At 37.7% G+C, this 25,396-nt stretch carries 24 protein-coding genes and 2 pseudogenes; 11 read left to right on the top strand and 15 right to left on the bottom strand.

Annotation, left to right across the window (positions count from 1 at the left end; genetic code table 11):
• Nucleotides 1-609: 609 nt before the first annotated feature.
• A complete protein-coding gene (locus tag ACFIMC_RS07310; RefSeq protein ID WP_375632432.1) occupies nucleotides 610-1,392 on the bottom strand; it encodes an SURF1 family protein in 783 nt (260 codons plus the stop codon).
• Between the two features lie 296 nt (nucleotides 1,393-1,688).
• Here ACFIMC_RS07310 and rpmB point away from each other — a divergent pair, with 296 nt between their 5' ends.
• The 3 genes and pseudogenes from rpmB to ACFIMC_RS07295 all read left to right on the top strand — a co-directional run.
• On the top strand, nucleotides 1,689-2,006 hold the full coding sequence (rpmB, locus tag ACFIMC_RS07305) for a 50S ribosomal protein L28 (RefSeq protein WP_375671987.1): 318 nt from the start codon (nucleotides 1,689-1,691) through the stop codon (nucleotides 2,004-2,006).
• A 120-nt stretch (nucleotides 2,007-2,126) separates the two neighbouring features.
• Nucleotides 2,127-2,810, top strand: coding sequence for a VUT family protein (locus ACFIMC_RS07300; protein WP_375671986.1), 684 nt, complete (start codon nucleotides 2,127-2,129; stop codon nucleotides 2,808-2,810).
• 1,193 nt (nucleotides 2,811-4,003) lie between these two features.
• Nucleotides 4,004-4,150, top strand: a pseudogene (locus ACFIMC_RS07295) (HaeIII family restriction endonuclease); the annotation flags it as partial.
• Between the two features lie 49 nt (nucleotides 4,151-4,199).
• Here the strand turns inward: ACFIMC_RS07295 and cobT are convergent.
• The 3 genes from cobT to ACFIMC_RS07280 all read right to left on the bottom strand — a co-directional run bounded on the left by cobT (nucleotide 4,200) and on the right by ACFIMC_RS07280 (nucleotide 7,913).
• Nucleotides 4,200-6,095: a cobaltochelatase subunit CobT gene (cobT, locus tag ACFIMC_RS07290; RefSeq protein ID WP_375671985.1), complete on the bottom strand. Its 1,896-nt coding sequence runs from the start codon at nucleotides 6,093-6,095 to the stop codon at nucleotides 4,200-4,202.
• Nucleotides 6,096-6,109: 14 nt separating this feature from the next.
• Nucleotides 6,110-7,090 carry a cobaltochelatase subunit CobS gene (gene cobS / locus ACFIMC_RS07285; protein ID WP_375636542.1) on the bottom strand — a complete coding sequence of 327 codons (981 nt, stop codon included), beginning with the start codon at nucleotides 7,088-7,090 and terminating at the stop codon, nucleotides 6,110-6,112.
• A 202-nt stretch (nucleotides 7,091-7,292) separates the two neighbouring features.
• Nucleotides 7,293-7,913 (bottom strand): J domain-containing protein, encoded by a 621-nt coding sequence (locus ACFIMC_RS07280; RefSeq protein ID WP_375606021.1) that lies wholly within the window; start codon nucleotides 7,911-7,913, stop codon nucleotides 7,293-7,295.
• A gap of 124 nt (nucleotides 7,914-8,037) precedes the next feature.
• Here ACFIMC_RS07280 and ACFIMC_RS07275 point away from each other — a divergent pair, with 124 nt between their 5' ends.
• Nucleotides 8,038-8,310, top strand: a complete 273-nt coding sequence (locus ACFIMC_RS07275; protein WP_375612716.1) for a BolA family protein — start codon at nucleotides 8,038-8,040, stop codon at nucleotides 8,308-8,310.
• 18 nt (nucleotides 8,311-8,328) lie between these two features.
• Here ACFIMC_RS07275 and ACFIMC_RS07270 read toward each other — a convergent pair whose 3' ends face one another.
• A complete protein-coding gene (locus ACFIMC_RS07270) occupies nucleotides 8,329-9,297 on the bottom strand; it encodes a tyrosine recombinase XerC (RefSeq protein WP_375671984.1) in 969 nt (322 codons plus the stop codon).
• Nucleotides 9,298-9,300: 3 nt separating this feature from the next.
• Nucleotides 9,301-10,122, bottom strand: a complete 822-nt coding sequence (locus ACFIMC_RS07265) for a SapC family protein (RefSeq protein WP_375612242.1) — start codon at nucleotides 10,120-10,122, stop codon at nucleotides 9,301-9,303.
• Nucleotides 10,123-10,254: 132 nt separating this feature from the next.
• Between ACFIMC_RS07265 and rimM the strand changes: the two genes are divergently transcribed.
• The 7 genes from rimM (at nucleotide 10,255) to ACFIMC_RS07230 (ending at nucleotide 16,392) form a co-directional block, all read left to right on the top strand.
• Nucleotides 10,255-10,812, top strand: coding sequence for a ribosome maturation factor RimM (gene rimM, locus ACFIMC_RS07260; protein ID WP_375618306.1), 558 nt, complete (start codon nucleotides 10,255-10,257; stop codon nucleotides 10,810-10,812).
• A 284-nt stretch (nucleotides 10,813-11,096) separates the two neighbouring features.
• Nucleotides 11,097-11,795, top strand: a complete 699-nt coding sequence (gene trmD / locus ACFIMC_RS07255) for a tRNA (guanosine(37)-N1)-methyltransferase TrmD (RefSeq protein WP_375612244.1) — start codon at nucleotides 11,097-11,099, stop codon at nucleotides 11,793-11,795.
• Between the two features lie 209 nt (nucleotides 11,796-12,004).
• Complete coding sequence (gene rplS, locus ACFIMC_RS07250; RefSeq protein WP_375612245.1) at nucleotides 12,005-12,445, top strand: 50S ribosomal protein L19; 441 nt, start codon at nucleotides 12,005-12,007, stop codon at nucleotides 12,443-12,445.
• Nucleotides 12,446-12,940: 495 nt separating this feature from the next.
• Nucleotides 12,941-13,342, top strand: coding sequence for a succinate dehydrogenase, cytochrome b556 subunit (sdhC, locus tag ACFIMC_RS07245; protein WP_375680965.1), 402 nt, complete (start codon nucleotides 12,941-12,943; stop codon nucleotides 13,340-13,342).
• 18 nt (nucleotides 13,343-13,360) lie between these two features.
• Nucleotides 13,361-13,747, top strand: a complete 387-nt coding sequence (sdhD, locus tag ACFIMC_RS07240) for a succinate dehydrogenase, hydrophobic membrane anchor protein (RefSeq protein WP_375612246.1) — start codon at nucleotides 13,361-13,363, stop codon at nucleotides 13,745-13,747.
• Nucleotides 13,748-13,753: 6 nt separating this feature from the next.
• Entirely contained in the window at nucleotides 13,754-15,598 is a 1,845-nt protein-coding gene (sdhA, locus tag ACFIMC_RS07235) for a succinate dehydrogenase flavoprotein subunit (RefSeq protein WP_375636535.1), read from the top strand.
• A 14-nt stretch (nucleotides 15,599-15,612) separates the two neighbouring features.
• Nucleotides 15,613-16,392, top strand: coding sequence for a succinate dehydrogenase iron-sulfur subunit (locus tag ACFIMC_RS07230; RefSeq protein WP_005774220.1), 780 nt, complete (start codon nucleotides 15,613-15,615; stop codon nucleotides 16,390-16,392).
• A gap of 1,596 nt (nucleotides 16,393-17,988) precedes the next feature.
• Here the strand turns inward: ACFIMC_RS07230 and ACFIMC_RS07225 are convergent.
• The 9 genes and pseudogenes from ACFIMC_RS07225 to ACFIMC_RS07185 all read right to left on the bottom strand — a co-directional run.
• Nucleotides 17,989-18,240, bottom strand: a complete 252-nt coding sequence (locus tag ACFIMC_RS07225) for a hypothetical protein (protein WP_375680966.1) — start codon at nucleotides 18,238-18,240, stop codon at nucleotides 17,989-17,991.
• A 23-nt stretch (nucleotides 18,241-18,263) separates the two neighbouring features.
• Entirely contained in the window at nucleotides 18,264-18,539 is a 276-nt protein-coding gene (locus ACFIMC_RS07220) for a hypothetical protein (protein ID WP_375680967.1), read from the bottom strand.
• 1,167 nt (nucleotides 18,540-19,706) lie between these two features.
• A complete protein-coding gene (gene virB11, locus ACFIMC_RS07215) occupies nucleotides 19,707-20,768 on the bottom strand; it encodes a P-type DNA transfer ATPase VirB11 (protein WP_375671983.1) in 1,062 nt (353 codons plus the stop codon).
• A complete protein-coding gene (virB10, locus tag ACFIMC_RS07210; protein WP_375606219.1) occupies nucleotides 20,743-21,900 on the bottom strand; it encodes a type IV secretion system protein VirB10 in 1,158 nt (385 codons plus the stop codon). Before virB10 ends, virB11 begins: the two co-directional genes overlap by 26 nt.
• Complete coding sequence (gene virB9, locus ACFIMC_RS07205; RefSeq protein ID WP_375606008.1) at nucleotides 21,900-22,706, bottom strand: P-type conjugative transfer protein VirB9; 807 nt, start codon at nucleotides 22,704-22,706, stop codon at nucleotides 21,900-21,902. Before virB9 ends, virB10 begins: the two co-directional genes overlap by 1 nt.
• Nucleotides 22,707-22,719: 13 nt before the next feature.
• Nucleotides 22,720-23,421: a virB8 family protein gene (locus ACFIMC_RS07200; protein WP_375653398.1), complete on the bottom strand. Its 702-nt coding sequence runs from the start codon at nucleotides 23,419-23,421 to the stop codon at nucleotides 22,720-22,722.
• Nucleotides 23,422-24,219: 798 nt separating this feature from the next.
• Nucleotides 24,220-24,918, bottom strand: a complete 699-nt coding sequence (locus ACFIMC_RS07195; protein ID WP_375685724.1) for a type IV secretion system protein — start codon at nucleotides 24,916-24,918, stop codon at nucleotides 24,220-24,222.
• A 14-nt stretch (nucleotides 24,919-24,932) separates the two neighbouring features.
• Nucleotides 24,933-25,061, bottom strand: a complete 129-nt coding sequence (locus ACFIMC_RS07190) for a TrwH protein (protein ID WP_375685722.1) — start codon at nucleotides 25,059-25,061, stop codon at nucleotides 24,933-24,935.
• A 239-nt stretch (nucleotides 25,062-25,300) separates the two neighbouring features.
• A pseudogene (locus ACFIMC_RS07185) lies at nucleotides 25,301-25,396 on the bottom strand (trwi protein); the annotation flags it as partial.

The raw sequence follows: 25,396 nt of genomic DNA, 5'->3' as shown, positions 1-25,396 counted from the left end.
ATAGGATGATTCACCTTTTTCTATTATCCTGTAAAAACCTCTCATTTGAGGTGTGGTGATAGGTATAAAAGTCTCATTGAGACATTAAATATTTTTTTGTTGCTTATAACTCAATATCTCATCTTCATAGCAGTTTTGAAACAAAAAATGCATCCGTATGTTCTCTGCTATATTAGCCTTTATACTAGATGAAGGCGAAAGTATTGCGTATATCAATTGGAGTAATCTCTGAAATGGGAAATAATCTAATGAAGCAAGAATATAAAATTATAAAGGCAAAAATGAGTGCTCATCTTTCCTATCATTTTTAAATTTAACTTTATATTTTTCAAAAGCGTTTATGACAATGTTTTTTAAGAGTGAATTTTTTATAGAGTGGAGATAATGCATTGCTTCACATTTTTGGGCATTACATTTTTAATGAATAAACCCTTGTTTTATGATGTTTTTTTATAGAGTGTCGCGTAAATCTTTTGTGGATGGTATAAAGTTCATTGTATGCCTATGATCTTTAATTTAACAAAGGCGCAAGTTGGTAGATTTTATTCTCTTTATCAGTTTTCAAGATTCTAAAAATTTTTGTTACTTGAGATGGAAGAGGTATTTTTTTTAGTTTTTTTGCCGTAGCAGAAAAAGAAAACCTCCTAACACACCAGCAGCTAAAATAAACCACGTGATTGCATAAACGAGATGATTATTTCGAAAATGGATAATCGTAAGACCAACGACGGGAAGTTTTGCTTGTGGAGATGTTTTTCTGGCATCAATGAAATAAGGGGCAACAGTGGACAAACCAAGTTTTTGTGCTATAGCGGGGAGATCGCGCGTATACCATAAATTTTTGTCAGGATTATTTTTACGCGGGAAAAATCCATTTTTTTCACTCATGCGTAATAAACCTATAATCGTTGTTTGTTCTGTGTCTGTGGTAGAATTTTGCTGAGATAAGGCATTTGTATGTGATTGCTCTGTGTTTTGAAAATTGTTACGTTCATCCATGGGGATAAAGCCACGGTTGATAAAGATCAGTGTATTATCAGCAGTTTGTAAAGGAGTCAAAACCCAATAGCCTGTAGTATTTTGAGCGGCAGCAGTGACTAAAATATTTTTATCTGTTAAAAATTTTCCTGTGATAATAACAGGTTGATATTCATATTTTTCAAAAGTAACATCTGACCATTGATTTTTTGGAGGGGCTTTTATGGGGGGTAAATGAATGCGCTGATTGGTACTGGTGATAAGATTTGTTTTCCAGTTTAACCGTTGTACTTGCCATATACCTAATGCACTGAAGAGAAGAAAAAAACAAATACATAAAGTTCCAAATAAAAAAGAAGAAAAACGGCAAGAATTTCCCTGAAGCTTTGTCATGGGGGGGTCTTTTTTGCTCATGATTTGTGCTTCCTTTCGGGACAATAGGCTTTTATTCTAACATGGTATATATTAAAAGAAACATTTTGTACGCTTTTTGGCAGAATTTGCACGCCTTATTGAGGAAAAAGATGAAAAATGAGCCAACAAGAGATGAAAAAGGTTTTATAAAAGACTTGACCTTTTGTTGTCGACCCCCTATTAGAAAGAAACTTCCCAATGATGCCCGTTCAAGGTTGCATTGCGCGTGTTTTGCGTTCATTGTGTCTTTTGGGTATGGGGATTTGAAAGTTTCTTAGAGTTTAAGGGTGAAGTTTATGTCTCGTGCATGTGAATTGACAGGGAAGACGGTTCTGTATGGTAATAATGTTAGCCATGCGAATAATAAGACTCGGCGTCGTTTTTTACCAAATCTTTGCAATGTGACATTGATTTCAGAGGTGTTACAGCAAAGTTATCGCTTGCGTATTTCAGCAAATGCATTGCGTTCTGTTGAGCACTGCGGTGGTCTTGATGGTTTTTTGATTAAAGCAGACGATAAAGAGTTGTCGCAACGTGCGCGTTTGCTAAAACGCCAAATCATTAAGAAAAAAGCTGAGCAAGAAGGTGAGCAAAAGGCTGAACAGGCAGCATAATTGTTAGCGCCATTCTTTTTGGTTTATTAACGCTTTGATTTCGGTTTTCTGTTCTAGAAGTTAAGTTTTTTGCAGGTTGATCGTTTCATTTTATTGGTTCCATATCCCAGGTTAAAAAAAATGTCTTCAAGCGGTCTTTTATTAGAACAGCAAAAGAAAAGGTATGTTGTTTTTTCTATTTTTGCAATGTGCCTTGCTGTCACGGCTTCTAATATTTTAGTTCAATATCCTGTCTATTGGTTTGATTTGAATGCGCTGTTGACTTATGGGGCTTTTACCTATCCATTTGCTTTTCTAATCAATGATTTGACCAATCGTTTTTATGGTCCATTTGCTGCGCGGCGTGTGGTTTATGCTGGTTTTTTTACGGGTGTCTTTGTTTCTTGGATATTGGCGACACCACGGCTTGCACTTGCTTCTAGTTTTGCATTTTTATTTGGGCAACTCCTTGATATTGTGATTTTTACTCCTTTGCGACGTAAAACATGGTGGAAAGCACCTTTAGCAGCAGCGTTGGTTGGTTCAGCTTTGGATACAGTGCTGTTTTTTGCTCTTGCTTTTTCTAGCTCGTTTGCTGTTTTTGATAAGATAACAGGGTATGCAGATAGTTCACTGGTGGAGAGTACTGTTTTGGGAGGGATAGGCATGCCAGTTTGGCTATCGCTTGCTTTTGGTGATTTTTCGGTAAAAATTATTATGAGTCTGTTGATGTTGATTCCTTATGGGACAATTCTTAACATCGTAAAGCTTCCTCTTTATCAATGTCATTCAAAAGATGATTCCTCTTTTGTTTGTCACAAATAAGGATTTTTGTCTTTTTGTTTTCCTGAAGCCAAGAAAATTGTATGCTATGCTTGGTGTGACACGTTAGTTATAATGGATACTTTATCATTTACCAACTTAAGTAAGAACTCCAACACAAAACGCTTTTTTATTTCAAAATTCTCTTGTGAGGAAAAGATAAAGTCATTTGTTTGAGAAGGGGCTAAATATGCTTTTTACAAATGATTCAATGTGACAGAAATTGCAACTGATGTTTATTAATAGATTGATTTAAAATGATAACTTATATTTTTCATTTGAGTGAAAGAGCCCAATATCATAAAATTTTACGCGTTTTAAATACTCTTATATTGAGTTAATAAAAATCATTTGCTTGCCTATGTTATAAGAGGAATTGGCGTGCGGACAACGTCATTTGAGAAAGAAATACTTCTTATGAAGAGCTTTAATGCAATAAAAGTGCAATATTAGGCGCTGAAAGTATATTGATTTATCTTAAAAACATTGGAAACTTGAAAGTAGGATTCTGCTTTTGGCTTGTAGCTTGTAAAGTAAAGGATAATTCTGGATTTTGCATTATGCCATATATGGGCGCTGTCGTGAAATAAGCTTGGAAGCAAGGAAGAATGTTTCTTTAAAGTAGGAGTGCGGATAAGATATATAATGGTGTGTTCTTTTTCGTGAATGAAGTAATATTTTTTTCGTGTTTTTCTTATATTTTATGTGAGTAAAGATTTTTTCTTTTATCCATGAGATGGGAGCTTATGTTGATAGATCACCCGTGGTGAGTACTGTTTTGGGAAGGTTAGGGAACAGGTTGGCTTTCGCTTGCTTTAGCGATTTTTGCCGAAAAATTGCTATGAATCCATTTATGCCGATTCTTTTATAAAATAATTCTTAGTGTTTAAAATATCCTCTTTGGATGATTCTTCTTTTGCGTATAATAAATACAGCTTTTATCTTTTTGTGTTACTGAAGGTGAAAGTCTAGGCATTATATTTTCTGTGAGATCAGCATTTTAGAGCTATGTCTAGAGGAGATACTTTTCTATATACGTGTATTTCAATATTTAAATATAATAAAATAACACAAGATCGAGACAAAAATGGGTGATTATTCAGTCTTTTAATTTGAAGGGTACTCTGGGATATGGTCGTAAATGGAAAGTTCTAAGCAAAACTTTATCAGTCGCAATATAACCAGAAAGTAAAAACAAACTCATTACAATTTTTGAAGATGGTTGGAGCATTTCTTTTAGAGCTCATAATGCATCCAGTAAAGTAGAAGCTTCTTTAAAATTCGATATTCAATTTGTGGGATTATCTTCTCAGGTTGTTAGCCATCAAATTCCGATGGTTTAATGATAGAGATAATTTTTTAAAATGTAATCGTTGCTAATTCAAGGCAGGTTTATTTCTTATGAATATGAGTTCTTTTATCACTAAAAAGTATTTCTAATTGTTTTGTTATGGCGTCGGCGAGTTCTTCAGCATTCATAATTGTTACAGCACGTTGATAATAACGTGTGACGTCATGACCAATTCCAATGGCAATGAGTTCGATAGGGGAGTGTGTTTGGATTTCTTGAATCACTGCGCGTAAGTGTTTTTCTAAATAATTGCTGGAGTTGACCGATAGTGTCGAATCGTCAACAGGAGCACCATCAGAAATGACCATGAGGATGCGACGTTGTTCACGCCGTGATAAAAGGCGTTGATGAGCCCAAATCAAAGCTTCTCCGTCGATATTTTCTTTTAATAATCCTTCTTGCATCATTAAACCTAAATTGCGTCGTGCGCGACGCCATGGGGTATCAGCACTTTTATAGATGATATGGCATAAATCATTGAGGCGTCCAGGATTATGGAGTTTGTTTTGGGTAAGCCATTGTTCGCGCGATTTTCCCCCTTTCCAAGTTTTGGTGGTAAAACCTAAAATTTCAACTTTGACACCACAACGTTCAAGAGTTTGTGCCAAAATATCAGCACAACTTGCAGCAACGCTAATGGGGCGTCCGCGCATTGAGCCAGAATTATCAATGAGGAGTGAAACAACTGTGTCCCGAAATTGGGTGTTGCTTTCCATTTTAAAAGAAAGGGGTTGCATGGGGTCAATAATTAGACGTGGAAGCCGTGTTGTATCAAGATATCCTTCTTCAAGGTCAAAGTTCCAGTTGCGATTTTGTTGCGCCATCAAGCGGCGCTGGAGACGGTTTGCTAAACGTCCAACGATGTTTTGGAGATGATTGATTTGCTTATCAAGATAACGGCGTAAGTGATCTAACTCGTTTTCAGAACAAAAATCTGTTGCTTCCAAAATTTCATCAAATTGACGGGTGAAGATTTTATAATTGCCAAGTCTTTCCATTTGTTCCGAATCAGAAAAAAGGTGTTTGGGTTTGCTCGGCTTTTCTTGCCAAGGTCCATTTTTTTGCTCGCCGTCAGCTTGATCATTGTTGTTTGATTGTGTCGCTTGTGTTTTTCCATCATCTTGCACATCACTTTCTTGTTCAGTGCTGGTTTGTTCTTCACTTTGAGCGTGTTTTTTGTTTTTACTCTCTTCTTCTCTTTGGTCTTGAGGTTCACACGCATTTTTTAATTTTTTATTGTTTTCACTGTTAGAAGCTTCAGCTTGTTGCACTGTCATTTTGAGTGTAACAAGCATTTGGCGAACAATCTGTGCAAAAGCTTGTTGGTTGTAAATATGATGTGGGAGTTCATTGAGTTGTGATGCTGCTTTTTGTTCGAGTTCTTTACGCCACAATTCTAAGACAGAACCCGCTTCTCTTGGAGCTGCGCGCTTTGTTATTTTTTCACGCAATAAAAGTGCAATCGCTTCTTGGATGGGGGCTTCACTTTGGTTGCTAATTTTATGATAATGGGCTCTTTTGTATTTATCGGCGAGCATGACATCAAGATTTTTTGCAAGTCCCTCCATGGCTAAAGTACCAATTGCTTCAACACGTGTTTGTTCGAGGGCATCAAAGATAGCACGTGCTTCTGATTCTGGTGGAGAAAATTGCATGTGAATGCGGTTGTCATGCCATGCTTTGCGCAGAGCCATGGAATCACCTAGTCCGCGGGTAATAGTGATGTCTTTATTCGTTGCGTATTGAGGTAATTCTGGTAAACGCGCGCAACTTTCGCTTAAAGATGGTCGGTTATGACTAAAGGAAACTTCAAGGTTGTTTGTGCCTGCAATCGCACGCATACAGGTGGAAAGTGCTTTTTTAAAAGCTTCAGCATTAAGAGTGTTGTTGGAAGAATCTTTTGCCGGATTTTTGTTGTCGCCAATATCGGTAGCCATGAGTGACAGATTCCTTAAGGCGAAACACCATGAATGAGTGATTCGGGAAGCTCTTGTCCAAAGGCGCGTTGATAAAATTCTGCAACAGTGGCACGTTCGAGTTCATCACATTTATTGAGAAAGGTTAATCGGAAGGCAAAGCCGACATCTTGAAAAATTGTTGTATTTTCTGCCCAAGTAATGACGGTACGTGGACTCATGACAGTTGAAAGATCTCCATTGATAAAAGATTGGCGTACCATATCAGCAACATGAACCATTTGTGAAATTGTCTTTTTTCCCTCAGCCGTTTGAAAAGATTTGACCTTTGAACAAATGATATTAACCTCTTTATCATGGGGTAAATAATTGAGTATCGTAACAATAGACCAGCGGTCCATTTGAGCTTGATTGATCTGTTGGGTACCATGATAGAGACCGGTTGTATCACCAAGACCAATGGTGTTTGCCGTTGCAAAAAGACGAAATGCTGGGTGTGGAGAGATGACACGGCTTTGATCAAGTAAGCTTAGTTTTCCAGAGGTTTCAAGAACGCGTTGGATGACAAACATAACATCGGGACGCCCCGCATCATATTCGTCGAAAACAAGAGCAATATTATTTTGATAAGCCCATGGCAAAATGCCCTCTTTAAATTCAGTGATTTGTAAGCCATCTTTTAAAACGATAGCATCTTTTCCTACAAGATCGATACGACTTACATGACTATCGAGATTAATTCGAAGACAAGGCCAGTTAAGACGTGCAGCAACTTGTTCAATATGCGTTGATTTCCCTGTACCGTGATAGCCAGAAACCATTACACGGCGGTTAAAGGTAAAACCTGCGAGAATCGCTAAAGTTGTTTGCTGATCAAAAAGATAATCAGGATCGATATCAGGAACATGGGGACTTTTTGTGCTAAAAGCAGGGACTTTCAGATCTGTTTCAATATGAAATAGATCGCAAGCACAAAGTGTAATATCGGGCAAATTTTCAACGGTAAGATTTGTCATTATGTTTCTGGAAGGGAGAGGACGCTATTTATTCATTAGAAACGATACAAGAGTTAAAGTATTTATGCAATGCTCTATAATGAGAGCCTTAGATATTGAAGAAAGATTTTTTTACGTATTCTATAATGTTTTGCAAAAAAAGTAACATTTTGCGCAAATAATGATGGTCTAAATGAAAATAGACTCATATAAGCGCATGTTTTCAGCACAAACCAGACTTTTTTAGCAAATTGTAAGCATGTAAAACATCACGAAAGCGCTCTTCTGAAGCACGATTACCACCATTGGAATCAGGATGGTGCTTTTTTACCAACTCTTTATATTTCATTTTGATGTCTTCTGCTGAAGCGTTTGCCTGTAGTCCCAGTGTATCAAAAGCTTTTGCTTCTAAGGGCTTTAATTTTCGTGAGAACTTATTGCTTGAATGCTGCCCAGTAAAAAGCGTGAAGGGATCGCGCATGCGATTTTGATAGGCAGCTGTGCCAGAGCGAATCTTTGCATAATTCGCGGCTGTTTTTTTCGATGTACCATTGCTCAGATCTGTAGGCCATGTCGGACGATGTCCTGTGAGAGCATCCTTTTGAAATTTTGCGATATCTTTATTGCTAAGACCAGAGAAGTAATTAAAATTTTTATTATAGGCGCGTACGTGTTCAATACAAAAATATAAATATTGTCCTTCGTGATTTCGACCTGCTGGTGCTTTATGGGACCCTGTTTTTTCACAACCTTCCCACTGACACTGTTGTGCTTCTGGCTCAGCTTTTTGTTTTTTATTTGAGCTTATGCGAATTGAATCGAATAATTTAGATGTTATTGTCATATTATTGGTTTATGCAAAATTGATTAATTTTACAAGAATTGACTTTTGAAAAATTTGTTTTCACACTTATTCTATTATGAAAAAGGTGTATCTTTGCACGTTCATTTTGTTTGAGGAATGAAAAATGTTTATAGAAACAATAATTCAGAGAAAGCTTCAGGATGCTTTTCATCCGCAAAAGCTTGAAGTGATTAACGAAAGTCATCTTCATGAGGGGCATCCTCATAATGAACATGCTTTTGATGGTAAAGGAGAAACACATTTTCGAGTGAAAATTTTATCTTCTTCTTTTTCTAATATGACACGCGTAGAAATACATCGAGCGATTTATAAAGTTTTACAAGAAGAGTTAGCTACTTGTGTTCATGCTTTGGCACTTGAGGTTGAAACACTCTAATTTTTTGATGAGACGTTTTTAGGAACGGGGATGGGCCTTTTGATAGATTTTTAACAAATGGTCTGTATCGACGTGGGTATAGATTTGTGTGGTGGAAAGACTAGTGTGCCCAAGAAGTTCTTGAATCGTGCGTAAATCTCCCCCCCGTGATAAAAGATGGGTGGCAAAAGAATGGCGCAGTGTATGAGGCGTTGCAGTTTCTGGTAAACCAAGGCTTGCTCGTAAGTTGCGTACAGTTTTCTGAATAATGGCGGGCTGTAGGGGACCGCCTCGCGCCCCACGAAATATGGGTTGGTTATCCAATAAAGGATATGGGCAACATTTGAGATAATTTTGTACAGCTTCGTAAACAATTTTGATGAGAGGAACAAGGCGTGTTTTGCCGCCTTTTCCTGTTATAAATAAACTTGTTTTTTTAGGATCAGAAAATTGTTCTGGTGTGAGGCTTAAGGCTTCTGATATTCGCATTCCACAGCCATAGAGAAGCATGAGGACAGCAGCATTACGAGCGCTAATCCAAGGTTCATTTTCCAGTTGATTTTCTTGTTTGACTATGTGAAGTGCTGATTTTATCGCTAAAGGTTTTGGGAGCAATTTGGGGTGTTTGGGGCTTCGGATAAGTTGAGCCGCGGGAACATTGACGATTCCTTCACGTGATAAGTATTTGAAAAAAGAACGGATGCCTGCCACCCCTCGGCTTAAAGAGCGCGCACTTACATTGTTTGTACGCCGATAAGCAAGATAAGCACGCAAGTCACTGATGCGTAAATGAGAAAGATCTGTAAGGGTTGGTGTATGATTTAAGTGCTGACAGAGAAAAGACAAAAATTGCCGCGTATCACGTTCATAGGCTTGCACTGTTTGTGCTGACATACGACGTGTTTGGGTAAGACACTCTAACCAATTTTTCCTTGCTTTTAAAATTGCATGGTCTGCTGGAATAAGAGGAATATTTTCATCTTTTCTCTTGTCGTTTTTGATAGGCATTATCTAGTTGAGAGTTTCTTTCTTTTTAGATTTTTCATCGTTAGAATGACCATTCTTGTTTTGGGGTTGCTCTTCACGATTGATAAGTTGCTTTTCACCTTTGAGAGAGAGTATTTTCACAAGATTGTGTGTTGACATCAAATGCGCAAAAATTAATCCTAAAAAGCCATTTTTATGAAGCTTGGCAAGTTGGCTTGCTGATAATTTATTCAATTTTTCTTCATCAACAACCCAAAAATGTTCCAATTGCGCTGAGAGACCTTTATCGTTTTTCACATTGATGGATTTTTGGCTTAGAAGATCCATTTCTACAAGAGCATCAATAAACTCAGAGGTTTTCTCCATAGCGATTTTAAAACTTTCAAGAAAGCGAATACGTTCTTCCATAAAAGGAGAAATAGAGCCATCGGAATTAAAAAGTTCTGTTCCTGCAACTTCATTAAACATACCGGACTGTTGATCAAAGCAGACAGAAAGTTCTTTTTCATTGCTAATTTGTGCCAAAACAAAAGGATAGCGACGGACAAAAGCTGGAACATAAGTATTGTTTTTCCAACTTTTATCAGAAGCGATATAGTCATTTTCGTCATTAGAAAGACCGACAAGAGCTGCGGATGTGTAGTGCCGTTTTTTTTGTTCATCTTCGGCGCACATAAATAAAATAGGATAGTCTAGCGCTGCTTGAAAATATTCAGTACTTGCTAAAGGAACCCAATGAGTATCCTTGGCAAAAGACATATCAGTTGGAGGAGCAAATTTTAGATTTTTATGGGAAATTTTGTTGATTGGTGTGATATCTTTGTAAAATAGCATAATATTTGCCATAAGACTTTCTCCTTTATTAATTTGTTTTTTGTTACCAAGAAAGGTCTTTTAGAAGATTGTCTCATATGGCAACAAGATTGAATAGAAAACTATAAGATTGAAGGGTTCATTTTTGAGAGATAATATTTTTGCATGAAGTATAATAAAGAAAAGCTTAAAAATAAAGTCTATCTTGCCATTATTGGTATGCCTCATGGTATAAAAGGAGATGTTTTTGTTAAAATTCTAAGTGCTGAGCCACAGCGTTTCAAGTTTTACAGCACTCTTTATGATGATATGGGGCGTTCTTATGAAATTGTAACTCTTCGCATACAAAAAAATAAGGCGATTGTACGTTTTAAAGGGGTAGAAAATCGTAATGCGGCTGAGTCTTTAAAAGGGATTCGCCTTTATGTGACGCGTGATCAATTAATTGATGATTTGATGGAGGATGAGTTTTATCAAGTCGATTTAATAGGCTTGTGTGTCCAAGATTGTGGGGGGAAAATCTTAGGTGAAGTGTGTGGTTTTTTTAATTTCGGGGCTGGTGATTTGCTTGAAATACGTTTGAATACAGGTAAAAGAGTTCTTATTCCCTTTAGTAAGGCGGCGGTACCAGAAATTTGTATGGATTCTGGTTTTCTTGTTGTTGATCCCATGGCCGCTGGTTTAATTGATGGGGGAGACAATGATAAAAAGGAAATAGCTTGAATCTAAAAATAAAGATGAAGGTAAAAAACAACAGATGAATTTCGTCAATAAAAAGTGGAATGTGTGAAAATATTAAAAATGCTCTTTTGAGCAGATATTGTAAGCACTTTATCTCGAAATAGTCCTGAATTTTTAGAGTCTTTTTTAGTGCAAGTATTTAGAAGGATCGTATTAAATATGGCGCAGATCAAGAAGACTCAGATTAACGCTATAGCGTTAAAAGTCTTGTTTGTGCTATTTTTGCTATTAAGAGTCTGTTTAAGAAAATAAGGATAAGAAATAAAATGAAATTTCAGGCGCGCGTTTTAACCCTTTATCCTGAAATGTTTCCTGGTTTTTTAGGGTATTCTTTAGCAGGGCAAGCTTTAGAGCGTGGAATTTGGTCACTGGAGACGGTACAGATTAGGGATTTTGCTTTAGACAAACACCATAGCGTTGATGATAAACCTGCTGGTGGGGGAGCTGGTATGGTAATGCGGGCGGATGTATTGGCGGCTGCTCTTGATTGCTGTCCACAGGATTCGCCAAGATTGTTGATGAGTCCACGTGGGCGTCCTTTTGACCAAGCTTACGCGCATAGCTTGGCTCGTGATACGGGTGTAACGTTAGTTTGTGGACGTTTTGAAGGGGTTGATGAGCGAGTCATAGAGGCACGAGAACTAGAAGAAGTCTCTATTGGTGATTATATTCTTTCAGGGGGTGAAACAGCCGCATTGGTTATCTTAGATGCTATTATACGTCTTCTGCCTGGAGTGATGGGGAATGCAGCTTCTGCAAGGTGTGAAAGTTTTGAAAATGACTTGCTGGAACATCCGCAATATACCCGCCCTTCTCTTTTCGAAGGGCGGGGTATTCCGCCTGTATTGCTCTCAGGTCATCACAAAGCGATCGCAGATTGGCGTCAAAGCCAAGCCGAATTGTTAACACGTCAACGTCGCCCTGATCTTTATGCGCGTTATAATAAAAATCATCAGAAAACTTGATTCATATGATAAGGTGGTGTATTGCATGGCTCTCTTTTTAGAGAGTTTTTTATAAAAGGTTTTCTGTAGTTCCAAAATTAAAATGAAGGAATGGTGTATTCGCTCCTGTGTAAGACATAGCCTAAAGAGCTCCTTATTCTTAATAAAGGCTTTTTTGGTAAGAGTTGAGCGCTCTGACTGTTCGATAAAGAACATGAAGGATAAAAGAAATGAATATTATCGCACAGCTTGAAGCTGAACAATGTGCAAAAATTGAAGAAAAGCGCCAATTTCCAGCATTTCAGCCAGGAGATACAGTCCGTGTTATGGTGCGTGTGACAGAAGGTACACGGACGCGTGTTCAGGCTTATGAAGGTGTCTGTATTGCGCGTTCAGGCGGTGGGTTGAATGAGACCTTTACAGTACGCAAGATTTCTTATGGCGAAGGGGTGGAGAGGGTATTTCCTGTTTATTCTCCTTTGATTGAAGGTGTTGAGCTGGTGCGCCGTGGTAAAGTGCGCCGTGCAAAACTCTATTATCTACGTGGCTTGAGAGGTAAAGCTGCACGTATCGCTGAAAAGAGAGATTATCGGAAAAAAGCTGAAAAGGTTGTTGAGAAAGTAGAAGCAGCATCTGTCAGCACAGATGTTGAAAAGCAAGTTTCTGAGTAAAGATTATATCGGCTAAACTTTATGCAAAAGCGGCTTTTATGCCGCTTATTTGTGTCTTTCTTGATTCGTTTTGCCTTTTAAAAGGCTTGGAGGGGACATAAAAATGTTTAATCTATCAATTTTTCCTCTTTTTATTCTTAATCATGGGTGCAATTTAAGAGACCATTGCATATATCGTGGATACTCAAAAGGATAAGTTTAATCTGAAAAAATGTCTGTTTATATTTGGAAAAGATTTTAGACCTTTGACGTGAAGATAAAAGTGTATTAGATTAAGGCGAGTTTTGCGGATCATATCCGGGGAGTAATCGGTTTTTTTATGCGTGACCTTTAATCCGTTATTTGAGACAACCGACCTGTAATATCGGTATCTTGAGATGCCAAACAAGTAAAAACGAGAGAGTATGTTTAGTCGTTTTGCGCGAACTTTCTCGTTCATTGCGGTTGCAAAAACCAGGTCAGGATATTTTATGATAAACTAGGTCAGGATATTTTATGATAGAGACAACTAGGATAAAAGAGCGCCCTCGTTCCCCTCATATAAGTATTTATCGTTGGACAATTACTATGGCCATGTCCATTGCACACCGCATTATGGGTATGGCACTTTATGTTGGAACGGTTTTTCTTGCTGTTTGGTTAATTGCTATTGCGTGTGGCGAGGAGACATTTAGAACAGTTTACGAAATTTATAGTTCTTGGTTTGGATTGTGTATTTTGTTTCTTTATACTTTGGCAGGGGTTCATCACATGGTTGGTGGTGTTCGCCACATTGTTTGGGATCTGAAGCCTTGCCTTTTGGCAAAAGAAAAGGCAACAGTCACTGCTTGGGCGACAGTGTTTATTTCTCTTATTGTTACTTTTGCGATTTGGATTATTGGATATACCGTTGTTTAGCTGGGGGTGAAAAGAGACATGAAAAAAGATTTTCGAACGGAACTTGGAAAAGTACGGGGGCGTGGCAGTGCTCATGAAGGAACAGAGCATTTTTGGCTAGAACGTTTGACGGGGTTTATCAATCTACCACTTTTGATATTTTTTATTGTTCTTATTCTTTCGCTTGTGGGCAAGGATTATAGTATTGTGCGTGCAAGACTTGCACATCCTATTGTTGCTATTTTGATGGGATTGATGACTTTTTCGGTCCTTTATCATATGAAACTTGGTATGCAGGTAGTGATTGAAGATTATATTCCACGTGAAGGTTTTCGGATATTCTTTTTGACGTTAAATATTTTATTTTGTTTTCTCATAGGTGGTATCATTATTTTTTCTCTTTTGAAAATTGCATTAGGGGGTTAAACAAGTATGGCGGGTACAGGATCATCTCTGGGTGCTAAAGCAGGTAACGCCCCTTATCGCACTGTGGATCATAAATTTGATGTTGTTGTTGTTGGGGCAGGTGGTGCAGGATTACGTGCGACACTGGGTATGGCAGAACAAGGATTAAAGACAGCTTGTATTACGAAGGTTTTTCCAACGCGCTCACATACGGTTGCAGCACAAGGGGGAATTGCTGCATCGCTTTCAAATATGGGACCTGACAATTGGCAGTGGCATTTATATGATACCGTGAAAGGTTCTGATTGGTTGGGCGATACCGATGCAATGGAATATTTGGTGCGTAATGCTCCTGCTGCTGTGTATGAATTAGAACATTATGGCGTTCCTTTTTCGCGAACGCAAGAAGGCAAAATTTATCAGCGTCCTTTTGGTGGACATACGACACAATTTGGTGAAGGTCCACCTGTTCAGCGTACTTGTGCAGCAGCTGACCGTACAGGCCATGCCATTTTGCATACGCTTTATGGACAAAGCTTAAAGCATAATGCGCAATTTTTTATTGAATATTTTGCACTCGATCTCATCATGACGGATGGGGTTTGTACGGGGGTTGTGGCATGGAATCTCGATGATGGTACAATACATCGTTTTTCTGCCAAAATGGTTGTTCTTGCAACCGGTGGTTATGGACGCGCTTATTTTTCTGCGACATCGGCGCATACCTGTACGGGTGATGGTGGTGGAATGATCGCACGTGCTGGATTGCCACTTCAGGATATGGAGTTTGTGCAATTCCATCCGACAGGGATTTACGGTTCTGGCTGCTTAATTACAGAAGGAGCTCGTGGTGAAGGAGGCTATTTAATCAATTCTGAAGGTGAACGCTTTATGGAGCGTTATGCACCTTCCTTTAAGGATTTGGCTTCACGTGACTTGGTTTCGCGTTGTATCACACTTGAAATTCGTGAAGGGCGTGGCGTTGGACCTAAGAAGGATCATATTCATTTGGTTCTCAATCATATTGATCCTGCAATCTTGCATGAGCGTTTACCAGGGATTTCAGAATCAGCACGGATTTTTGCAGGGGTGGATGTAACAAAAGAGCCTATCCCCATCTTGCCAACGGTTCATTATAATATGGGTGGGATTCCTACCAATTACTACGGGGAAGTTCTCAATCCAACGGCTGATTCGCCTGATCGTATTCAACCAGGGCTGATGGCGGTAGGAGAAGCAGGATGTGCTTCTGTTCATGGTGCTAATCGCTTGGGGTCAAATTCATTAATTGATCTTGTGGTGTTTGGTCGTGCTGCTGCCATTCGCGCGGGTGAAGTTATTGATCGGAATGCAGAAATTCCACCCATCAATGAAGAAGCTGTTGACGAAATTATAGCGCGTTTTGATCGTTTACGTTTTGCACAAGGGGCAATACCAACAGCTGTATTGCGTGAAAAAATGCAACGCACGATGCAAGAAGATGCAGCAGTCTTCCGTACAGAAGATTCTTTGAAACAGGGATGTCAACGGATGAATAAAATCTGGGGGGAATTGTCGGATCTCAAAGTCACAGATTGTTCTCTGATATGGAATTCTGATTTGGTTGAAACATTAGAGCTTGAAAATCTCATGGCGAATGCAATCATGACTGTTCATTCTGCCGAAGCACGTTCAGAAAGCCGTGGCGCTCACGCTCGTGAAGATTATCCAGAGCGTGATGATAAAAACTGGCGTAAACATACGATTTCACATTTGTCAAAAGAGGGTAAGGTGACATTATCATATCGACCTGTCCATGTGGACCCGTTAACATCTGAAGCTGATGGTGGGATCGATTTAAAGCGCATTGCACCTAAAAAACGGGTTTATTAAGGGGAGAATGAAATATGGTACAAATTAAGCTTCCCAAAAATTCTCAAGTAAAACCGGGAAAGGTTTGGCCTAAACCTGAAGGTGCTACAAAGCTGACGGAATTTCACGTGTATCGTTGGTCGCCTGATGATGAGGAAAATCCTCATTTAGATACTTATTATGTGGATCGTTCTGCTTGTGGTCCTATGATTCTTGATGGGCTTTTGTTTATTAAAAACCATATTGATCCAACTTTGACACTTCGTCGATCATGCCGTGAAGGCATCTGTGGTTCATGTGCGATGAATATTGATGGAACCAATACATTAGCTTGTACCAAAGGGATGGATGATGTAAAACATCCCATTAAGGTCTATCCGTTGCCTTCCATGCCGGTTGTTAAAGATTTGGTTCCTGATTTAAAGCGTTTTTATGCACAACACCGAGTCATTGAGCCTTGGTTGCAAACAGTTTCTCCTGAACCTGCAAAAGAATGGTTACAAAGTCACTCCGATCGCCAAAAAATCGATGGCCTTTATGAATGTATTTTGTGTGCGTGTTGTCAGACTTCATGTCCAAGTTATTGGTGGAACGGTGATCGTTATTTGGGGCCCGCTGTTTTGCTTCAAGCTTATCGCTGGATTGCGGATTCACGTGATGAGATGTGTGGTGAACGTCTTGATAATTTAGAAGATCCTTTCCGCCTTTATCGTTGCCATACGATTATGAATTGTGCGCAAACTTGTCCAAAGGGATTAAATCCAGCGAAAGCGATTGCTGAAATTAAAAAACTCATGGTTGAACGCCGCCTTTGAAAATTTACTGATTGATCAAAATAAAGCGCAAGGTGGGAAATTGTATCTCCTTTTAGCAATTAAATCTCTAAAAGAAGATCGGCTGCTTATGGGGGGCGCAGTAGCTATCATCATTCTAAAAGTGAAGTAATCCCTAAAAATTTAAGCAATTCTTGCAATGGCTGAGTAGAAAACTCATAGTTGAATATTATCTTTGAAAATTAACCGATTAATGAACAGTAAAAAGAAAAATAGAAAATTGTGCGTGTTTTTTGTGCCTCTTTGAGGCTTAATCTCTAAAAATTTATTGGCTTCTATAAGGCGGTTAGTATAGTTATTATTGCCTTTAAAAAGGCATTAGTCTTTCGAGTAAACTATACTTTAAATAGCATTCTATGTAAAAACAATAAAATCAATATGCCATGTGTTTTTATTTTTATTAAATTCGCATCATAATTTATACTTTGACGCAGATTCAATTGATCATTTTTTATAAAAAAGATCACTCTGTATAAATATAGCACAAAAAATAAATGCTGATACAAATATTATAACGCATGTAAATTATTCATATGAAATACAAAGAAGTGATCATTATGACAGTTTGTCATTTTACGATACGTTTATTATAATATCGAAAACATTGCGAATATTCAGGATTAGGAATTTTTGATAACATCATTTATATATTTAAAGGTCATATTTTTTATTTTAAAGATTGGATTGTTAATAGCATTAAAAAACAAAATTTATAGTTCTTAAAAAATGGAGAACGTAAAATCCCTATCTATTGTAGAGATAGATCATACAGTTCAGGGGGAAGTAATTTAAAATTATTGTAACGTCATAGATTTAAATTCATTAAAGAGCAGATAAGACGTTTGAAAAATAGCAAATTTATAGGTTTCTCTAAAAATTTAGAAAACGATAGTAAGAATTCTAAGAACACATGTTGCGAATGTGGAATAAGCGGTGTTTGTAGGTTCGTTTGAGTTGAATAAATTCAATAATCAAAGAAAATATGTTGTATTTTGACGAGTTTCGGAGGTTTTGATTTTATATGTTTTTATCTATAAAAAATAGAGATTTCTAGGTTTAGATCTTATTTATTATGTTAGGGTATTTCATTGTTCTTGTATGTATGCCTAAGAAAGTTGTTTAAGCAGTAAAAGTGTTTTTTATTTTTCAGCATAAAAGATATTTCTTAACATGAAAAAGAGGTGTCCAAGTATTAACGGTATAATCAGTCATTGTTTTGGTATTTATTCTGTTGTGCCATAAAACACTATCGTATTTAGGATGTGGTAATTAGAGTGGTTAGAAGGTGAAATCTGCTAGGCGAGGGGGCGGATTGTTTGCAGATTAGTTTGCGTGTTAAGAGGCTTCGTCCTTTGAGGTGTGATAGGTGGAGTCTGTTAGCCAATTACGTAAATGAGAGCGAAATCTACGTGGACAGGTTTTTAGTCTAATCTCTCTTATATATTGTGATAGGAAATTCACATTAATAAGGACTACGACCGGTTACAGAAAACAGAAATCATTGCGAAAAAACAAGCGTGCTTATTTTAAAATTTTTAATATTTGTGATCATAATGGCATGCGAAATCTCCTGTAGTATCACGCAGACCGTTCGTATTCTCGAGCCAAGAATTGTTCATATATCCTCTTCAATCTGATCTTCACGAATTGATGCAAGAGATGGGTACGAACACCTGTAAGAATAAGCAGATGCAAAGCCAGTTGTATCATTATTGTTGCTTTGCAGAGTGTTTGATAAAAATCTGGAACATTTCTCCAATTCATTGCCGGTTTATTAATGACTTTATGGCGTTGTTTTTCTAAAAGAGCTTTTGCTGTTGCAGCTTTCACTTATCAGATGGGAGTTAAGAGTATTATGTATCTCTGTTGGCGTAATCTTTGAAAGTCGCTATACAGCCTCCTAATTTGAGGAGAATATGAAGCTGTAAAGGTGCAAACAAGTTTCCATTTTTAGCATCATTTTTAAATTCTGCTTTACGACTTTTAAAAGCATCTAGAGTAATGTCTTTTAAATAATAGAGATTACGCATTGCTTCACGCTTTTGTTTCTCTCGTTCTTTAATAAGATCAAAACCCTTATGTAAAACAGAACGCCCCGAACCAAATACACTTTGCTTGTCAATTTGCACGCTTGTTTTTAAGAAACCTTTCTTTAAGGTGCCTAAGCTTATTTCACTACAGAGTTCGTGGATGGTATAATGGTAAAGCCCCGATGAATAATATAAAATTTATAGAGCATCTCCATTTTTACACTTCATAAAAGAACAAGTTGGGCGCCATTAGACACTTTGCAAACTCCCAATGTTGTGACAATTTTTGGCATTTTGGATGGTTTATAAAAGGCATTTTTAGTGCTTTTTTGTACAGTTTCATTCTATACGGCTTTATTTACTTATAATGTGCAAGAGACATGGTTTTGGTTAATAAACAGCTTTGAAATGAGAGAATCCTACGGTACTAAGATCTTTTATCCAACACGCAAAATAATGAACACTCTTTATAAGACAATGTGATGCATCTTAAGAAGAGTGATTGTAGATCTGTTCTTTTAGGAATTTTTGCCTTTTGTGGTGCAGAGAAGAGAGCAGGAATATTCAGAGTAGAGCTTACCTTATGTAGTCTATGGATATCATCTTTAGGAGAGGGACATAAGCCACGTGATATGGTTAGCAAAGCTTTCTTAAGAGAAATTTGGTTGTTTACGAACAACTGGAGGTTAAGAATCTTTCTTCGTCCGAAGAAGACGTCTATATACCACTATACTTTTTATTACCAAATAGAACGTGGTTTATGGATGCTAAATCGAAATGATAATTTATTTCGTATGAGGTTTTCCGTATTTGGAGATTGTTTGGTTAAAAAACATATTTATTAATCACTTGAAAATAGTGCTTAGAATTTTTAAACGATAAGTTTTGGTCTTGATGACGATAATTATTTGTGATGATCGAAAGTACCTATTTTACGAAGCTTTCATTGATAGGCGAATCAAAATTTATTCTTTTCTTTTGTTTAAATATTTATTTTGCAGCTATTTTTTCTTTTTTGCATCAAAGATACTTTTTCAAAAGGTAAATGGAAAGAATGATCAAAGGCAAGAGAATAAAGAGAGCCTTATGTATAATTTGGTTTTCTCGTAGAGTTGTTGTCTATTAACTTTTTTCTTTTTTTCTTCATGAAGAGTGTAGAAAATCCATTGGAGAAGCAAAGAGAATAGGAAAAGTTAAATAAATAGCCGTAACAATTAGTTACGGCTATTTTTGTTTGCTTCATATTACCGAGAGAGGAAGCTCCCCTTAAGCGATTTTTGATTTAGCAAAAATCGGGTCGTAAAAGACTTCAGAGAGTTTTCTATCTTTAAAGAACAACACTACGTCAACTGTTGTATAGAGAACGATTTTTATCATTTCTAACTCGAGTTGCCGGCCAATTTCTGATCTTTTAATCAAGGTGGCACATCGCTCAAATGTTTGCAAAGCGCTGTTGGCATGCGTTGTTGTAATCGATCCGGGATGACCAGTGTTGAGCGAATTGAGATATTCCCATGCTTCATTGCCTCGCAATTCAGCGAGAAAAATTCTGTCAGGCGACTGACGCATACACGCATCTAGGCATTCTTCAGCTGAAACACGGCCTACATTGTTACCATAAATCATATGTACATGATTGGGATGATTGGGTAGAAAAAGCTCATGAACATCTTCAATTGTGATAATACGCTCCTCTACAGGGACCTTTTCAATTAAAGAGCGCGCAAATGTTGTTTTACCAGATCCTGTTTTGCCTGCAATAATAATGTTGCGTTTGTGAAGGACGCATTCTTTCAAAAATTCAAGAATTTTTCCCTCACGTTTACTTTGTAAGAGTTGAACTTCAAATGGTTCCAACCGTGTGAAGTCCTGCCTCGATAACAAGTTATTGGCTTCTTTTGCTGAAGGCTTATTAAAACTTACATCAGAAAAATCGTCAAATGCCCCTTCTTCTTTGAGTTCTTCTAACGTTTTAACTATGAGAGAATGTTTACGAATTACAAAGGAAAGAGCACCATCAACAACAGCTGGTGTTTGTATAATTGTACCACGTTGTCCACCAGGCAAGAGCACATAATTAATACTTCTAGGAGCCATACCGTTATAAACGATAATAGCTGTAATAAGCGTTTGCAAAAAAGTGGTTGTTAACTCTGGTACGCTATGTACTTGCCAACCCTTAAAGCTTTTCGTCCATACTTCACAGGGGCGGCAAATCGATAATTCAGTGATCGTGGGATCTTCTAAAAAACAATCAAGCGGTTGCAGAAGCTGAAAAACTGCTTGATCTTTTTGTATCGAGTTAACGTGTGACGAGACTGTAGACATCGCTGAAATCCAGATCACGAGCAACAAAAATATTTACTCGTTCGCCTTGGTTTTTGTAAAGTGTTGGTGTGATATTGATGGAATTTTGAAGAACATCGATTGCTATAGATTCAGCATTCTGAGCTCCTTTATTTTGTGAGTTATCTTTATTTTCTTTGCTGCTTTTACCAACTTTTCCTCTTACCCATTCTCCTAAATCACCGATAATGCTTACCATAATTGCACTACCAAATCGTTCCCAAAAATGTCTGTCAACCCAGCCACCAATACCCGCTTCACCCAGAGGACCTGTGCCTGGTGAGTCAAGATTGACAACAACACCAGAAGGCGTTTCAATGCGTAACCATTGCACAAACACGCGCGTTTGTCCTTGTTGTATGCCACTTTGGTAAAAACCAACGACTTTAGAACCACGGTCAAGCAAAACAACACGTCCACTCGTGGAATAAATATCGCGTGTTAAATGACACGTCGTCATTCCGGGTTGTGATGTAATGATTTTTGTTTCTAACGTACAATCTATTTGCGTTCCTTGTGTAATCAAAAAGTCACGGTTACGAAGTTGCATCGCATGTGATTGACCTAAACGCACGGGCTGAAGGTTATCAAATAATACGCCATTACCTCTATCATTATTCGATGCTTTATTATTTGTATCTGTAGATCCTTCGCTACCACCGTTGTTAAGGCTAGAACTGAGCATACGTTTGCGTGCTAATTCTTCAGAATCTTGGAGCATATGTGGAGGAATGGCTGTTTGAAGAAGTTTACTCAATGCCGGTGGAATATCCAAGTTTGAATCTTCTGTTTGTGTTGATTTTTCTGCTTCTTCTACAATCTTTGGCTCTTCTATAATCCGAGGGACATAGTTTGGTATAATTTGCTGTACTATTTGTTGTGGTTTTTCTTCCTCAACCTCCACGGTATTACGCATTTTAAAAGCTTTCCAAGTCAAGGCAATCGGTATCGCTACTATGACAATAAGTCCTACCATTAACAATGCACGGGTACCTGGAATTGTTGGACGACGTTCAGAACCTAGTTCGGACCCTCCATAGGTACCTTCAATATGTTTTTGTTCGACGTTGTCCAGTTTTGTACCTTTTCCCTCTCCTTCCTTATTGTCAAACATCATTTTCCTCCTTTATTGATACGATAAACCACCGAAGATACTGTCCCTGTTGTGTTTGGTACGCCATTGGGGTCATAGGCTTCATTAAAAACAGCTAGAGCGCGTTTACCAAGCCGTATAAGCCATTTAGGATTGACCTTATGAACGGCGATAATATCATTAGAACTGCCGATAACGGTGCGTGGTATTAAGCTTTCATTACCTTCAGCATCTACGACATAAATCGATGGCATATCCATGTTAGCGGGAAATTTAAAGTAAGTAATACGCCCATTGTCCCAAGCATTTATCGGAGCAATATCTTGGTGACCACTCATGGTATAACTGAGATTATAGCCGTTGACGCTTTGGTGAAAACCACGTTCAATCGCAAGGCGCCGATTGTTTTCTTCTGACTTTTCATCGTTTGAATCGGGATAATGGAAAGCCAATTCATATGTTGATCCCGCACGGTCATTCCGAAATTGTAGTCGGAATTTATAACTCCGTTTGTCGGTTACAACGATGAGATTGGTATTGGCAAGTTCTGCTTTTGGTTTAATAAAAATATGCCGCCCTTTATGAGCAAAGGCATAGGCTTCAGAATCGCCAAAGGCATGAGTTATGTACTGTTCACCTTCTTCAAGAATAATATGTGTTGCCACACCAAGAACTGTTTCAATTTGAACCACATCGGCTTCGTTATATGTTATATAGCGAATGCGATGATCATATTGTGAATTTGATGGACTTTTGAGCGCCTGCACAGGTACCGTATAAAGAGAAGAAAACGAAGACAATAGAACAACGAACGCAAGTTTTTTCATAACAATCAATTCCTTAATCATTCAACAGTATTTCTGGGTCAGAACGGTAACTTGTTACTTGAAAACCAAGGGGGTTAAGCAATCGATCAGATGATTTCATGGGTGCACCAACATAGGTGTAACCAATTGTTGCAATTTGGTGCTGTTTTGGTCCAGTAGCAGCACCGTTGCTGTCAAGTTGCTGAGTCGTAAAACGTACAGTTGCTTGACCGAGTCCATTAGGCTGGATTGATCGTACTTTAACTGTGATACGTGCATTGTTGGAAAGCACTTTGTCCCGTGCATTTTCTCCATCATAGATTTTATAATATTCTTGTTGAACAGATGCCGCACTTAAAAGTGCTGTTGTGTCATAGTTCAGTTGAATAGTATCGTAGTCGTAAGTTTCGCGGTTAAGCACATATTGGTTTAGCCAATATCTATCTACAACTTCACCATAGCTTTCTTCGTGTTCACGCATGATTGAGATAACATCAACTGCACCCGTCGTATTATCAACGCGCAATACTAAGGGAGTTGGAGCTGGTTGAGAAAATCCAACAACTCCACATATCATACCGAATAAGCCAAAAAGACCCACAGTACTCGCGACACGCCATGCCGTTCTGCGCGACCTTATAAATTCATTGATAAGATCACGTTCTAAGCCACGGCTTTCTTCATAATAACTTCTAAGTTGTTCGGCTTTCACTGGTTTTGCTTGTTTTGTTTTCATCTGTCTCCTCGCTTGATTTCGGCAGGGATTGTTTTATTAATAGGCACACGGTTCCTATCATTANGATTCTGGCTCTTTGAGAAAAAAACTAGAAAAGTCTATTTTTTGAGGTTCAGTTTTCTGACTCTTTGTTATAGCCTGATAGGTTTTTTCTGTTTGCGAAAGTTGTTCTTTTTTTAACGCAAGCTGTTTTTTTAAGAGCTCAATAATTTCCCCTTTTTTTAATAGATCAATAAGCTCCAGATATTCCGCTGGTAGAGCAGGTGGTGGCGGTGGAGGAGGTGGTAAGTCTACAGTTGGGTCCTTAGGTGGTGTTCGGGATTCGAAAGTTACGCTTACACCTGCATTTGCTGGAGCTAGATTCAGTNGATTCTGGCTCTTTGAGAAAAAAACTAGAAAAGTCTATTTTTTGAGGTTCAGTTTTCTGACTCTTTGTTATAGCCTGATAGGCTTTTTCTATTTGTGAAAGTTGTTCTTTTTTTAACGCAAGCTGTTTTTTTAAGAGCTCAATAATTTCCCCTTTTTTTAATAGATCAATAAGCTCCCGATATTCCGCTGGTAGAGCAGGTTGTGGCGGTGAAGCAGGTGAACTCTGTTTAGTATCTGATTCCGAAAGAATCTGTGCCCTTAAAAGATTTAGCCGCACGTTACCACCTACATGATTTCCATCAACATTGTTTGCATGTGCCNTATCTTAGCTTTGATAAAACCTTTGTGCCTCTCTGAATTGTTCAGATAGTACTGAATCTTCTACATCGGCTTTTGTTTTCATGAAAAAAGCAAATGTTGTAAAGAGCTTTATTGGTTAGATCTTATTTTAGGCATATTTTTGTTGTAAAAGGTTACAATTTTTCTATACAATTTACGTTTTTGTAGTTCGATAAGAGTCTCTTCGTCATCGCTTAAATTTCTGACCATTTGTAGCTTTGTATATTCATTTTGGATCATGGATGACATGGTCTTGATGCGCGTTTGCAGATCAAAAAGTTCTTTCAGATCTTGTGTTTTATTAATCTGCTCTAAGAAACTTTCCACTTGTCTAAAGCGCTTATCTATGTCTTTGAAAGTTTGTAAACTTACAGCTTTTTCGACAATTCCACTATATTTAAGACGTGTATTAATTATTTCGCGTATCTTATCATACGGCAATTTCTGGAAGCCGTGCCTTTTCTCGTCGAGAACAAGTTGACGAAAAACAGCTCTATAGTGCCCAACATATGTGGTTTGGTAGTTTGTGCTTGGGTCTGGGTAAACAAAAGGCGAAACTGGTAAGAAAAAACTAAAATTTTCTCCTAGTGTAGATGTTAGTACTTTATGCCCTATTATAAACTGATGGATTTTTTCCGCGTTTTCGATCTGCTTTTCGTTTTCTTCAATTTGTTGTTTTAACAATTTAATAATTTCCAGATATTCTGCTTTTGAAAAAGGAATTTGAACAGTTGAGCCTTGAGTTCCAGAACCCCAACTAAAGTTAGACGTTAGAGTTAAATTTATCATTCCCCAAAGGGTAATCATNTTTCGGCAGGGATTGTTTTATTAATAGGCACGCGGTTCCTATCATTGGGCTGTTTTAGCTTTGGTGCTAATGCACAAGCCGATAAAAGGTTTGCAATCAAAATTACAAGAATGATCGACTTCATTTTAATATGACTCTTTTTTACTATTATATACATCCTGATATTTATTGTCATTATTCCTATTTTGAACATAAAGTAAAGTGCATGGTGTGTAATTATTTTACTTTTTTATTCCATTTTAATTTATGAAAATAGCTCAATTTCAGTGCAAATATTTTTTACTTTAGGATTGGATATCCTCGTTATTTTGTCATATGGATATTAAGGGCGTCTGTTACGGGAACCATTGCTTTTTATCTCATCTAGTTTCTATGTCTCCATAGATGTCCAAATGTAATGCCTTTTGCGAGAGAATTGGCTATGCTTGATAGTTTGAGTAACAGCATGATGGATATAAT

The sequence above is a fragment of the Bartonella sp. AP21QHHD genome (assembly GCF_042196205.1).
Classification (GTDB): domain Bacteria; phylum Pseudomonadota; class Alphaproteobacteria; order Rhizobiales; family Rhizobiaceae; genus Bartonella.
The sequence above is the reverse complement of the archived record's forward strand: the minus strand, read 5'-3'. Positions and strand labels throughout refer to the sequence as shown.